The 13,681-nt window shown below is 44.4% G+C and carries 7 protein-coding genes; 4 read left to right on the top strand and 3 right to left on the bottom strand.

Annotated elements, in window-relative coordinates:
- Positions 1 to 5: 5 nt before the first annotated feature.
- Genes HFD85_RS14050 through HFD85_RS14040 form a run of 3 tightly spaced genes read right to left on the bottom strand, consistent with a single transcriptional unit; the run spans position 6 to position 6,361 of the window.
- A complete protein-coding gene (locus tag HFD85_RS14050) occupies positions 6 to 1,127 on the bottom strand; it encodes a SusE domain-containing protein (RefSeq protein ID WP_167610975.1) in 1,122 nt (373 codons plus the stop codon).
- Positions 1,128 to 1,149: 22 nt separating this feature from the next.
- Positions 1,150 to 3,366, bottom strand: a complete 2,217-nt coding sequence (locus tag HFD85_RS14045; RefSeq protein ID WP_167610972.1) for a RagB/SusD family nutrient uptake outer membrane protein — start codon at positions 3,364 to 3,366, stop codon at positions 1,150 to 1,152.
- A 19-nt stretch (positions 3,367 to 3,385) separates the two neighbouring features.
- Entirely contained in the window at positions 3,386 to 6,361 is a 2,976-nt protein-coding gene (locus tag HFD85_RS14040) for a SusC/RagA family TonB-linked outer membrane protein (RefSeq protein ID WP_167610969.1), read from the bottom strand.
- Positions 6,362 to 6,711: 350 nt separating this feature from the next.
- Here HFD85_RS14040 and HFD85_RS14035 point away from each other — a divergent pair, with 350 nt between their 5' ends.
- The 4 genes from HFD85_RS14035 to HFD85_RS14020 all read left to right on the top strand — a co-directional run bounded on the left by HFD85_RS14035 (position 6,712) and on the right by HFD85_RS14020 (position 13,670).
- Positions 6,712 to 7,725, top strand: a complete 1,014-nt coding sequence (locus HFD85_RS14035) for a LacI family DNA-binding transcriptional regulator (RefSeq protein ID WP_167610967.1) — start codon at positions 6,712 to 6,714, stop codon at positions 7,723 to 7,725.
- 247 nt (positions 7,726 to 7,972) lie between these two features.
- Positions 7,973 to 9,484, top strand: coding sequence for an MFS transporter (locus tag HFD85_RS14030; protein ID WP_167610964.1), 1,512 nt, complete (start codon positions 7,973 to 7,975; stop codon positions 9,482 to 9,484).
- A gap of 18 nt (positions 9,485 to 9,502) precedes the next feature.
- Entirely contained in the window at positions 9,503 to 11,830 is a 2,328-nt protein-coding gene (locus HFD85_RS14025) for a family 65 glycosyl hydrolase domain-containing protein (protein ID WP_167610961.1), read from the top strand.
- Between the two features lies 1 nt (position 11,831).
- On the top strand, positions 11,832 to 13,670 hold the full coding sequence (locus HFD85_RS14020) for a glycoside hydrolase family 13 protein (RefSeq protein ID WP_167610958.1): 1,839 nt from the start codon (positions 11,832 to 11,834) through the stop codon (positions 13,668 to 13,670).
- The last annotated feature ends 11 nt before the right edge of the window (positions 13,671 to 13,681 follow it).

The following is a 13,681-nucleotide window of genomic DNA, read 5'->3' as shown; positions in this document are numbered from 1 at the left end:
GTCAATTATTGCTTGGTGATTTTATACGTGTATTCGCTAAAATCAACTTCAATTTTGTAAGTACCTGCAGAACTTGGCTCAGGAATTTCTGCCGGATCAGGATCGGCATCGCCGGCGCGATACGACAGTTTGCCAAGCAAGCTGTTTCCGTTACCATCAGAACCCCATTGTGGAGCCCAGGCACCACTGTTACCAGCCATAATTTTCATACCGCCGTTTCCGGTTGAAAGCGTGGTAACCAATGAGTATTTACCAACTCCGTCTTTTGTGAAAGCCAGTCCGTTGGCGGGATCCCAACCAATGGTTGTGGCTCCACCTACCAGGTAGATTACATCGGGTAATTTATATACCGAATAAGTAAGGTTGGTAATGTCCACATCAATGCGGTAATCTCCTTCAACTGATGGTGACGGGATGGAAGCAGGGTCAGTATCGTCTTCAGTAGGCCGGTAAGTAAGTTTACCACTGAAAGCATCACCTGTTCCGTCGGAGCCCCACATCGGAGCCCACTGTCCCTGTGTTTTAATGAATTTCAGCCATGCATTGGGTTTCAAATGTGCGGCAATACCGTATTTTCCGCTCGACATGTACGGAGCTTCCAAAGTTGTATTGTTGTCCCAGCCGGCATCGGTTGCATCGCCCAGTAAATAAATAGGAGGCAGTTTCACCGAGTACGTGATTACATTAAAACCAAAGGTTTCAGAATAAAGAGCATTGGCATATTCGCTTACCGAAGCTTTTACCCGAATCTCGAGCGGAGTTTCAGTTCCGGTTGGATATTCAAGCGAAGTAAGCAGCGAGTTCAATTCTCCGACGGTTATGTTATAACTAAAACCGGAAGATGATGCAATTTCGGAAGCACCGGCAAAGCTGTTTCCGGCGTCATCGATTTCAAGAGCATAAGTTATTGCTGCCGGGAAACCAAAGTCTGCTTGTGTCCAGCTAAACGAAAAGAGTTCATTATCCGCCTCTTCTTCAGTGAGAAGGAATGTCTCTCCACCGGCTTCTGAGCTGGTGAGAATCGGGCCGTCGCCATATTTTATTACCGGATCGTATGTTTCCTCTTCGCAGGAAACAGCCACCAGTAAAATGGCGAAAATGCTTAATAATGATTTTATTTTATTCATGTTCTTAAATTTTTACTAGTGGTTAGTATCCAGGATTTTGGGTGAGATTTTGATTGACGGTCAGATCTGTTTCCGGAATTGGATAAAGCCGGTACTTGTCGTCAACCGATTTACCTTCTTTAACAGCACCTTTCCAGGCCCACAAATAGCTCGATCCTGTAAATTTTCCAAAACGGATGAGGTCGGTTCTACGTTGACCTTCCCAGTACAATTCGCGGGCGCGCTCGTCCAAAATAAAATCGAGTGTGAGATCAGATGCGGTAATGTTTCCAAAGTCGTCGCCGTAAGCTCTTTCCCGAACCATATTTACGTAATCGACAGCAGTACTCATACTTCCACCTGAACCACCTCTTACAACGGCCTCGGCATACATTAGGTAAGCATCAGCTAAACGGAACATTGGGAAGTCGGTGTCAGGATGCGTTAAGTCTGATCCTGTTTCACCGGTTGATGTAACGTTTTTCCATTTGGTAATGGCATAACCATCAGTAAATTCGAAAAGATTTTCGATTTCGAGGTTCTGTCCGTCGGTGTAGAACAAGCCACGGCCATCAGAACTGTATTTCTCAACGGTATATGTGTAATCAGGATTCTCGAGCTTCATGGTGATTTTGTAACTACCACCTTCAGCAATTGCAATGTTTGCAGCACCTGCTTCAAGAACACCGTCAGCGCCGTCATCGCCATAGTTGATTCCCCAATCGTCGTTGGCGCGGAATTTAATTTCGCCTGCTGCAAGATCAATTTCGGCTACCCACGTTTTGCTTGCTGCGTCGAATTCCATGTTTTGGTCCGAATCCCAGCCACCAGCAGTTGCCGAACCAATAATTCCCCAATCAGTTTTAGTGATGGTATAAGTAAGGTCGGCAATATTTACGTTCATTTTGTAATAACCAGCTTCGGTAACCGAAAGGTTTGCACCACCAGGATCCAGGATGCCATCTCCACCATTATCGCCCCAGTTCACATCCCAGTTAGGGCCTGCAGTAAACTTGAATTCGGCAGCATCGGCAAAGTAAACATAACCTTCGTAGTTGTCGTCGGAATTTACAGCTCCCAGCATTGGCGCTACATCCGGCGACCAGTCACCGCCATAACCTGAAGCAGACTGGTATCCGCCTGGTACGTAAATCACCGGGTAATCGGCAGTGGCTTTGGCGCTTTTAATTTTTGGTGTAAGTGTTTCAAGATCGAGGAATTTACCCACGAATTCTTTGGTTACTCTCAAACCACTCCAACCGCCATCGATACCGAAATCTTCAGGTACCATTGATCCGCCAACAGGAGCATGTACCAGGAAAGTAGTTCCACCCCAGTTACGAATATTTACACCGTCCTGAATAACCGGGAAGATGATCTCGTTTGATTTATGGTTATCAGCCATAAATAAGTGGGTGTATTCAGGTTCGAGCGTATAGCCGGCATTAATTATTTTGTTGGTGTACGTTAAAGATTCAGTATATTTATCCTGTCCGATGTACACTTCAGCGTTCAGGTACAATTTGGCAAGAACCATCCACACTGATGCCTGATCGGCTCTTCCGTATTCAATGCTTCTTGGCGCAGCCAGTTCCGACTCGATGGCCAGCAATTCGCTTTCAACATAGTCGAAAAGGTCGGCACGCGAGATCTGTTCGGGAAAGAAGGAACCTACATTGTCTTCTTCAGTTACAAAAGGAACATTGCCAAACAGGTCGATGGCGTGCGAATAACTCAGTGCACGCAGGAAACGTGCTTCTGCACGGTACATGGCAATATCGGTACGAACAGCTCCTTCGATACCTCTGCTATTGAGTTTCTCTTCGGTTGTTTCGCGGATAAACTCATTACACAGCGAAACCTGGTAGAAAATACGCGAGTACAGGTTTCGAATGAAATTATCGTCGGCCGACCAGTCGATATCGTGAAAGTCGCGGATAGTAGCATCGTTCCATCCAATTACTGCTTCATCAGTTGGTAATTCTTCGGCATACCACAATGCACGCAGGTATTGTCCGAAACCTTCATCCAAACCGCTAAGGTCGTTGTTGCCACTTGGGCCTTCCTGACCGCTTACTGCCAGTCCGGCGTAAAGTTTAGCCAGAACGTGTATGTAATTTTCCGGCTTTTCGTATACTGTTTCAGAGGTAATTACATCTTTATCGATTGGCACGGTGTCCAGATCGTTTACACACGATGTAACCACAAGCAAGATCGCAAGTACTGCAATGCTTAAATATTTGAATTTCATTATATTCATGATCAAATGTTTTATCAGATTAATAATCAATGCTTAAGCCCATCATGAATATTCTTGGGCGTGGGTAGATGTTGTTGTCGATACCCCCACTAACTTCAGGATCGAGACCTTCGTAATCGGTAATGACAAACACGTTCTGAACAGTTCCGTACAAGCGGAGACTCATTTTGTCGGCATTCAGATTTTTGAATGTATGTCCCAAAGAAATGTTATCTAAACGCAGGAAAGAACCATTTTTAACGTAGTAGTCGCTCCAGTATTCAGGGTTCTGGAAGTTGGTTACAACTGCATTTTTGTTCACGTTTAGCAGGTAATTCGACGACCAGTAAAGGTTGTTCAACGAGCCATTTGATGACCACACGTTGTTGTAAACATAGTTGCCAAGGCTGATTCTTCCGGCAAAACCAAAGTCCCAGTTTTTCCAGTATAATCTTGAATTGAATCCCATAAACCAGTCGGCATCCGGAGTTTTGTAGTGGTATTTGTCTTCTCCTGTAATTTGGCCGTCACCATTCCGGTCGACGTAAACACCTTGTATAGGCGAGCCGTTTTCGTCGTACACCTGTTCGTATACATAGAATGAGCTTTTAGGATAACCTACGGTATGAATTTGGATGTTGTTTCCAACAGCACCCGAAATACCGCCGGTTTCCACACCCGGAGAGGTGTCCAGTTCCGGATCTACAGTATTCAGTTTTGTGATTTTATTTTCGTTGTAGGTAGCATTAAAGCCAACTTCCCACGAGAGGTTTTCTTTTGAAATAATCCGACCCAAAACGGAGAATTCGAAACCTTGTACTTCGAGGTTACCAACGTTGGTTAAAATTCGGTTGGTAAGGTTGGTACCTGCCGGCACATCAATATGGTTCAGCAGATCGTTGGTTTCGCGTTTGTAAACATCCAAAGTACCACTAAGTCTGTCGTCAAAAAAGCCATAGTCAAAACCGATATTGTAAGTAGTTGTTTCTTCCCACTTAATGTTTGCGTCATAACCCTCAGGACGGATAGTGGTATAATAAGTGTCACCGAACTGATATTGCGCATTCGTCCTACTCCAGGTATAGCGAGGAATGTAAGGATAGTCGCCGCTTCCAATGTTTTGCTGTCCGGTAATACCCCATCCCAGGCGAAGTTTCAAATCGGATAGTACGGTTGAATTTTGCAGAAATCCTTCTTCACTGATTCTCCAGGCAAAGGCTGCCGATGGGAAAGTACCCCAGCGTGTGTCGGGCGAAAAGCGCGATGTTCCGTCCTGGCGAACAGTAAATGTTAAAAGGTAACGGTTGGCCAGTGTGTAATTTAAACGTCCGAAAAACGATACCAGGTAATACTCGGTAGGATCTTCGTTGTATGGATTAAGAACTTCTCCTTTGCCGTCTTCTCCGGCCGCTGCAAAGTTGGTGTTTTCTCTCCAGAAATGTTGCCACGAGTAACCACCCATAACACTCAGATTACTGTTGATTGATTCCAGATCCTTATCGTAGGTCAGGTACAGATCGAGCAGATTATTTTTCTTTTTCTGAGTGTATTTGCTGTAATATCCACCACCATTACTAAAGGTCCAGGCGGCATCGTTATCATCGATAATAGTTCCTTCCGAATCGGAATATTCCATACCTAAATTTAAAGTGGCTTTTAATTCAGGCAGAAAATGAAATTTATAATCAATCTGGGCATTACCAATCAGTCGGTTTGCATCCGAAATATCTTCGTGTTGCATGATCAATGCCATAGGGTTATTGGGTGCCAGCGTGTTTGGGTCGCCGTTTTGTTGCGACCAGGTAAAGAATCCTCCATATGGGCTGCCTGAATCATAAATTGGCTTTGTGGGGTCGAAACTGGCTGCTGTACCAATTGCTCCCTGGTTCGAGAAGTTGTTGTTGATCAACATCCCTTTCATATTCAGGTTCATGGTAAGATGGTCTTCAAAAAAGCTAGGATTGAAACCTACTGTTCCGGTCCAGCGCTCCATCGAAGAGTTCATCAGAATACCGTTATTGTCGGAGTATCCAACCGATGCCCTGAACGGCATTTCCTTGATGTTTCCGGTAAGGCTCACATTGTGGTCGTGGCTTACTGATGAACGGAATATTGCATCCTGCCAATCGGTATTGGAGTTGCCCAGCAAGCTTGCGGCTGTTGAGTTTGCTCCTTTTTGATCGACAATTAACTGCCGGTATTCATCAGGTGAGAAAACGTCAACAAATTGAGTTGGAGTGCTATACGATGCAAAACCATTGTATGATAATTTCAGGCCTGCACCTTTTCTTCCTTTTTTGGTTGTAATAAGAATTACACCGTTTGATGCGCGCGATCCGTAAATGGCGGTTGCAGAGGCATCTTTAAGAACGGTGAACGTTTCTATATCGCTGGGGTGAATAGTGTTCAGCGGGTTACTCATACCCGAAACACCTTCGCTGTCCATTGGTACACCATCGATAACGATGAGTGGGTCGTTACTTGCAGAAAGCGACGAACCTCCGCGAATGCGGATAGTTGATCCTGCTCCCGGAGCACCGCCACTATTGGTAATTTGCACACCGGCAATTTTACCGCTTACCAGTTCCTGTGGCGAAGTAATTGCACCCTGGTTAAAATCATCAGAAGTTACCGCCGATACCGAACCGGTTGCATCTTCCTTTTTTACGGTACCATAACCAATTACAACAATTTCTTCCAGATTTTCAATGGATTGCTCAAGCTGCAGATTTAAAACATTGTTGGTCCCAACCAAGACTTCCTGCGGAGTGTATCCGATAAAGGAGAATGCCAGCGTTTGTCCCTCTTCTACATTGATTGTGAATTCACCATCGAAATTAGTAATAGTTCCATTTGTAGTTCCTTTTACCACAATGGTAACACCAGGTAAAGGCTCGCCGTTTTCGGCGTCTGTTATTTTACCTGTAACCGTTTTTACCTGCGCATAACTTAAGCTGTAACTTAGTATGGCAACTAAAAACAAGACTACTTTAAGGTTTTTACGAATAATCCTCATGTTAAATGTTATTAGTTTGTGATCTTTGAATTTTAGTTAAATAATCTTCAACTCATAAATGGCATCGAATCAAGGTTTTAAAGTCGTTTCATATTCAGCAAAATCAAATTCTCGAGGCGAATGTATAATAAATGTTAAGAAAAAATTACGCTTTTTAGCACTGCAACTTCCGCAAACGATTGCGGTGTCGTTTGCGCTCAATATGTTATAAAACAGGTAGTTACTGGTTGGATATAAATATGGATTAATAAGTCGTTGAAATTTGGCCGAAATGTGTATTTTTATTCCGATAAGAAACCAATGATCAGAATGATTTGAAAGGACGATCAAATTTGGACTAATCGATTGATATGAAAAGCGGACTCGTAACCATAAAGGACCTGGCTCGTGAGCTAAAAATATCAGCATCAACGGTTTCGCGTGCGCTGAAAAATCACCCTGACATTAGTGAGGCAACAAAAAAGGCCGTTCACGAACTGGCTGAAAAACTCAATTACCAGCCCAACGCTGTTGCACTTAGCCTGAAACAACGCAGAAGCAACACTATTGGTGTTATTATTCCCGAGATTGTTCACTACTTTTTTTCGTCGGTAATCAGCGGTATTGAAGACGTAGCCTACGATGCCGGTTACAACGTTATTATTTGCCAGTCGAACGAACGTTACGAGCGTGAAGTGGCCAACTCAAAAACACTTCTTGCCAGCCGTGTCGACGGAGTGCTGGTGTCCATTTCAAAAGAAACAGAAGATTTTTCCCACCTTTTTAACCTTCGGAATAACAATGTTCCAATGGTTTTTTACGACCGTATTGTGCCGGGTCTGGAGGCCGATCAGGTTATTATCGACGACTTTGATGCTGCCTACCGTGTTACCAAACATTTGGTAGATAGTGGCCGAAAACGCATAGCTCATTTTGCCGGCCCGCAAAAATTGCTGATTGGAAAACATCGAAAAGACGGGTACATTAAAGCAATACGGGAAGCCGGGCTGGAAGTAGATGAAAAGCTGATTATTGAAGCCGATTCGTTTGAAAAAGCCAGGTTGGCCGTGATGCGCCTGCTCAATGAAAAGCGGGATTTCGATGCGATTTTCGCGGTGAACGACCTCACTGCCATCGGTGCCATGCAAACCGTTCAGAAACGTGGCATAAAAATACCTGATGAAATAGCTATTGTTGGATTCTCCGACGGTCGCTTCTCGGGAATCACCGATCCTACCTTAACTTCGGTGGATCAGCACGGCTACGAAATGGGTTCAATTGCCACCCAAATGTTGTTGAAACGAATTTCGGCTGAAGACGACACATATCCTTTTGAAACTAGAGTGTTAAATGCCGACCTGATCGTTCGCGGATCTTCCATTTAGAGAACTATTTCTAAAATATGTTGTAGAATATGTTTTGATTTCTGCAAACGTTTGAAATGGGGTCTAATTTTCAAAACCTTAATATTTACAGGCGCTTAGATCAACTTTAAGTTTGGAATTCTGCCACATTCTGTTTTATATTTGTCACGGCACAATCAAGGTTTTCTTCCAATTTCATATCAACAGCAAGATTCATTGCTGTAATTTCTATTGTACATAATTGCAGCCAAACTTTAAAGCACCTGTCATGAGTAAAAAACCAAGGCTTAGCTTTTGGCAAATATGGAACATGAGTTTTGGATTTTTGGGTATCCAGTTTGGATTCGCCCTTCAAAATGCAAACGTGAGCCGTATTTTCGAAACGCTGGGAGCGAATGTTGAAGACATTCCGATTTTATGGATCGCTGCACCGGTAACGGGATTGATCGTTCAACCTATTATTGGTCACATGAGTGATAAAACCTGGAACCGCCTCGGACGCCGGCGTCCTTATTTTTTGTTCGGCGCTATTTTTGCTTCGGCGGCGCTGCTTTTTATGCCCAACTCACCGGCGCTGTGGATAGCTGCCGGAATGCTTTGGATAATGGATGCATCCATCAACATTTCGATGGAACCTTTCCGCGCTTTTGTTGGCGACATGCTTCCGAACGAGCAACGCACCCAGGGTTTTGCCATGCAGAGCTTTTTTATTGGTACCGGTGCTGTTGTGGGGTCCGTGCTGCCATATGTAATGACCAACTGGCTGAACATTTCAAATACAGCACCCGAGGGGATTATTCCGCCTTCGGTAAAATGGTCGTTCTACATTGGCGGATTCGTGTTTTTCCTGGCTATTCTCTGGACGATCTTTTCAACAAAAGAATATCCGCCGGAGAAATTAAAGGAATTCGAAGAAGCGGAACGGCAAGCAACGAACAAGCAGGAACAGATCAATGAAGAGGAAGTGCTTAGTGGCCGGTTTGTCCGTGTTGGCGGACTATTTGGTTTGATCGGTTTACTCATCGTTGTAGTTACATGGGCAATGCACCTCGAAAAGGAATTGTACATCATGGGCGGTATTCTTTTATTGTTTTTCCTGTTGATGATAATGGCTTCGGCCCTGAAATCGCAGAATAAAGATGAGAATGCGCTGGTGGAGATTTTTAGCGATTTGCTTCGAATGCCGCTAACGATGAAACAACTGGCACTGGTGCAGTTTTTTACCTGGGTAGGTTTGTTCTCGATGTGGATCTATACCACAGCCGGTGTTACCAGTCATATTTACGGGGCAACCGATCCTACCACAAAACTCTACAACGACGGAGCCGACTGGGTAAATGTACTTTTTGCGGTTTATAACGGCGTTGCCGCACTGGTGGCTTTTGCGTTGCCGGTTCTGGCTAAGTATACCAACCGGAAAATCACACACTTTATCAGTTTGGTGATCGGCGGTATTGGACTGGCTTCCATTTATCTTTTCAAAGACCCAACCTGGCTGATTCTGCCAATGGTGGGAGTTGGTGTTGCCTGGGCAAGCATTCTTTCCATGCCTTATGCCATTCTTACCGGCTCACTGCCGTCGAACAAAATGGGGATTTACATGGGCATCTTCAATTTCTTTATTGTGATTCCGCAAATTCTGGCGGCTACCATTCTTGGTTTTATGGTAAAAGACCTGTTTGATGGTGAGGCCATTTATGCGTTGTTATTTGGAGGAATTTCGATGGTAATAGCAGCTGTTTTGGTGTTGTTTGTAAAAGATGTTTCAGCAGAAAATTAAAAATTTAAAAGCATTAAGATGAAGGATTATATAATTCATCACAACTGGAAAATAATCGAAGAAGGATTTAACCCGGAGTACATGCGGATTTCCGAAAGCATTTTCAGTATCGGAAACGGAAAAATGGGACAACGGGCTAATTTCGAAGAAAAATATTCCGGCGATTCACTTAACGGTACTTATGTGGCCGGCATTTACTACCCCGATAAAACCCGGGTGGGCTGGTGGAAAAACGGGTACCCCGAGTATTTCGCCAAGATCATCAATTCAACCAACTGGATTGGTATTCGGGTGAAGATCAACGGACAGGAACTTGATCTGGCAAAAGTAAAAGTGCTGTCGTTCACCCGGGAATTGGATATGCAACACGGTTTGCTTTCGCGCCGTTTTGTAGCCGAACTTAAGAACGGCAACCAGGTTGAGGTGAGTTCGCATCGCTTTGTAAGCGTCACCGCTACCGAGATCGGTGCCATTCGCTACACGGTAAAAGCCATAAACTTTTCAGGCGAAATTCAGGTCACTCCTTATCTCGATGGCGATGTTGAGAACGAAGATTCGAACTACGATGAAAAATTTTGGGTTGAAGTTTCGCGCGCAGTTGGTGGTAACGAAGGTTATCTTACCGTTGAAACGCTAAAAACACAGTTTCAACTGTGCACTGGAATGTGGTTTCACGTGCTGAAAAACGGCGAAAAAGTAGATTCGAAGATCACCAACCGGAACAAGGAAAAATATGTGGAAGCTTCACAAATAGTTACGGTTGCCGAAGGCGACGAAATAACGGTAGAGAAATTCTCATCAACGGTTTCCTCCTTGTATTATAATAACGATGAATTGGTTGAGAAAGCGAAGGAAGCCATCGATCTGGCTGTGGAAGCAGGTTTCGACATACTTTTCGAAAGCCACAAAAACAAATGGCTCGATAAATGGGAAACCAGCGATATTAAAATTGAAGGTGATGTTGCAGCACAACAGGGCATTCGCTTTAATATTTTTCAGCTCAACCAGACTTATTCAGGCGAAGATGAACGCCTAAATATCGGGCCAAAAGGATTTACCGGCGAAAAGTACGGCGGTGTAACTTATTGGGATACTGAAGCCTACTGTTTGCCTTTTTACCTGAGTACAGCTCCGCAAAATGTCTCGCGTAACTTGCTGATATACCGTCATAAGCACCTTCAGAAAGCGATTGAAAATGCTGAAAAACTCGGTTTTACCAATGGTGCCGCACTGTATCCGATGGTGACCATAAACGGCGAAGAATGCCACAACGAGTGGGAGATCACGTTTGAAGAAGTTCACCGAAACGGAGCCATTGCTTATGCCATTTACGATTACATCAACTACACCGGCGATAAGGAGTATTTGGCGCCATATGGTTTCGAAGTTTTGCTGGGAATCAGCCGGTTCTGGTCTCAGCGTGTAAACTGGTCGGGCGATAAACAGAAATACGTGATGCTGGGCGTAACCGGACCAAACGAATACGAAAACAATGTCAATAATAATTTCCATACCAGCTACATGGCGGTGTGGACTTTGAAATACACGCTTGAAGCCATTGCGTACCTGAAAGCCGAATTTCCGTTTTTATATGAAGAACTGATTACCAAATGGAAGTTCAACGAAATTCAGGAGACGGAAAAGTGGCAGGACATCATTCAAAACATGTACTTCCCGCGCGACGAAAAACGCGGCATCTACCTGCAACAGGATGGCTTTCTGGATAAGGACCTGACTCCGGTTGCAGAATTGCCTGAATCGGATCGACCGATCAACCAAAAGTGGTCGTGGGACCGGATTTTGAGAGCTCCATATATCAAGCAGGCTGATACTTTGCAAAGTGTTTACCTGTTTCAGGAGAATTTCACAAAAGAAGAAATTAAAGCGCATTTCGATTTTTACGAACCTTTGACCGTTCACGAATCGTCGTTGTCGCCTTGCGTGCATTCCATTCTGGCTGCCAAAATTGGCTACCAGAAAAAATCGTACGAAATGTACCTGCGAACCGCAAGACTCGATCTCGACGATTACAACAACGACACCGAAGACGGACTGCACATTACCAGTATGGGGGGAACGTGGATGTCGTTTGTGATGGGACTTGGCGGAATGCGTGTGGTAAATGGCGAACTGACTTTTAATCCTTTCCTCCCTGATAAGTGGAAGTCGTATTCGTTCCGCATCGACTTTGGAGGAGCACACCTGAAAGTAACCAAAGAAGGCGACTTTTTTGTGCTTGAGAATCATTCAGCAAAAGAAGTAAAAGCGCTTGTTTGGGGAGAAAAAGTGACTATTAAAGGAAACGATACCCTTCGTTTAAGAAAGGTAGCTAAACATATTCTGTAAAATGAGAAAATTATTCGCATTAGTTATATTACTGATCACGCTTCAAGTTGGGGCACAAACTGTCGACAGGGTAGAGCCGCCCAACTGGTGGGCCGGAATGAAATCAACCGAGCTGCAGTTGATGGTACATGGAACTGATATTTCAAACCTTGATGTAAGTTTTGATTATCCCGGCGTAGAATTGGAGTCGGTGAGTAAAGTAGAAAATCCGAACTACCTTTTTATCGATTTGAAGCTGGCTAAGGATGTGAAACCTGGCGCCTTCGATATTCATTTTAAAACCAGAAAAAAGGAAGTGTTCAGCTATTCTTATGAACTCAGGGAACGAAAGCCAAACTCGGCAGAACGCGAAGGTTTTAATCCTTCGGATGTGATATGCCTGATAACGCCTGACCGCTTTGTAAACGGCGATCCTTCGAACGATGAGGTGGAAGGCATGAAAGAAGGACTCAACCGGGCCGATAAATGGGGGCGTCACGGTGGCGATATACAGGGAATTATTAACTCCCTGGATTATTTGCAAAAGCTGGGTTACACGGCAGTCTGGCTGAATCCTGTACTCGAAAACGACATGCCAGGTTCGTCGTATCACGGTTACGCCACTACCGATTTTTACAAAGTAGATGCGCGTTACGGAGGTAACGAAGCGTATCTGAGGTTAAAAGAGGAACTGGATAAACGCGGTATGAAACTGATCATGGATATGATTTTTAATCATTGCGGATCGGAACACTGGTGGATGCACGACATGCCCATGAAAGACTGGTTGAATAATTATCCGGAAATTAAAATTACCAATCATCGGAGAACAGTCAATCAGGATCCTTATGCTTCGGACGTTGATATCAGCGGGATGGTTGATGGTTGGTTTGTTACGGCAATGCCCGATATGAACCAGCAAAATCCGTTCCTCGCAAAATACCTGATCCAGAACAGTATTTGGTGGATTGAGTACGAAGGTTTGGAAGGAATTCGTCAGGATACCTGGCCGTACCCCGACAAAAATATGATGAGCGACTGGACGAAAGCGGTGCTGGAAGAGTATCCGAATTTTAACATTGTTGGAGAAGAGTGGAGCCTGAATCCGGCCATTGTTTCATACTGGCAGGAAGGGCAAAACAACCGCGACGGCTACAAAAACTATGCGCCAAGCATGATGGATTTTCCACTGCAAAGTGCCGTTTCCGAAGGGCTTAAAAACGAAGAGACCTGGGGGACAGGCTTGATTCAAATCTATGAAATGCTGGCCAACGACTTTTTGTATCCCGATCCTGAAATGCTTACCATTTTTCCGGATAACCACGATATGTCGCGCTTTTATGTGCAGGTTGGTGAAGATGTTGACCTGCTGAAGATGGGAGTGGCATTTTTCCTGACTACCCGCGGCATTCCTCAGATTTACTACGGAACCGAAATACTGATGCGACACGACGGAAGTGAACACGGCGATATTCGTGCCGATTTCCCGGGTGGCTGGGAAGGCGATAAGGTAAATGCCTTTACCGGAGAAGGACTTAGTGCAGAAGCCAAAGACATGCAAAAGTATGTTTCCACTATTCAGAACTGGCGGAAAACTGCCAGTGTGATTCACCGTGGAAAACTAAAACACTTTGCACCCGAAGAGGGCACATACGTGTATTTTCGATATACTGAAGATGCCGCTGTGATGGTCGTTCTGAATAAAAACCGGGAAGCCAAAACGTTAAAAACCGATCGTTTTAATGAGGTGATTTCAGCTTACACTTCCGGGAAAGAAATCATTTCAGGAAGCACTATTAGCGATATTTCATCCGTGACTGTTCCTGCCCGATCGGCTGTAATCATTGAACTCAAAAAGTAAAATCATAAGAA

Source organism: Maribellus sediminis (genome assembly GCF_011799805.1).
Classification (GTDB): domain Bacteria; phylum Bacteroidota; class Bacteroidia; order Bacteroidales; family Prolixibacteraceae; genus Draconibacterium; species Draconibacterium sediminis_A.
Note: the sequence above shows the minus strand (reverse complement) of the source record. Positions and strands in the feature narration are given on the sequence as shown.

Bases quoted from the DNA above. Each gene is read 5' to 3' on its own strand.
- HFD85_RS14020 (WP_167610958.1), top strand. From the start codon at position 11,832: ATGAGAAAATTATTCGCATTAGTTATATTACTGATCACGCTTCAAGTT.
- HFD85_RS14025 (WP_167610961.1), top strand. From the start codon at position 9,503: ATGAAGGATTATATAATTCATCACAACTGGAAAATAATCGAAGAAGGA.
- HFD85_RS14045 (WP_167610972.1), bottom strand. From the start codon at position 3,366: ATGAATATAATGAAATTCAAATATTTAAGCATTGCAGTACTTGCGATC.
- HFD85_RS14040 (WP_167610969.1), bottom strand. From the start codon at position 6,361: ATGAGGATTATTCGTAAAAACCTTAAAGTAGTCTTGTTTTTAGTTGCC.
- HFD85_RS14035 (WP_167610967.1), top strand. From the start codon at position 6,712: ATGAAAAGCGGACTCGTAACCATAAAGGACCTGGCTCGTGAGCTAAAA.
- HFD85_RS14030 (WP_167610964.1), top strand. From the start codon at position 7,973: ATGAGTAAAAAACCAAGGCTTAGCTTTTGGCAAATATGGAACATGAGT.
- HFD85_RS14050 (WP_167610975.1), bottom strand. From the start codon at position 1,127: ATGAATAAAATAAAATCATTATTAAGCATTTTCGCCATTTTACTGGTG.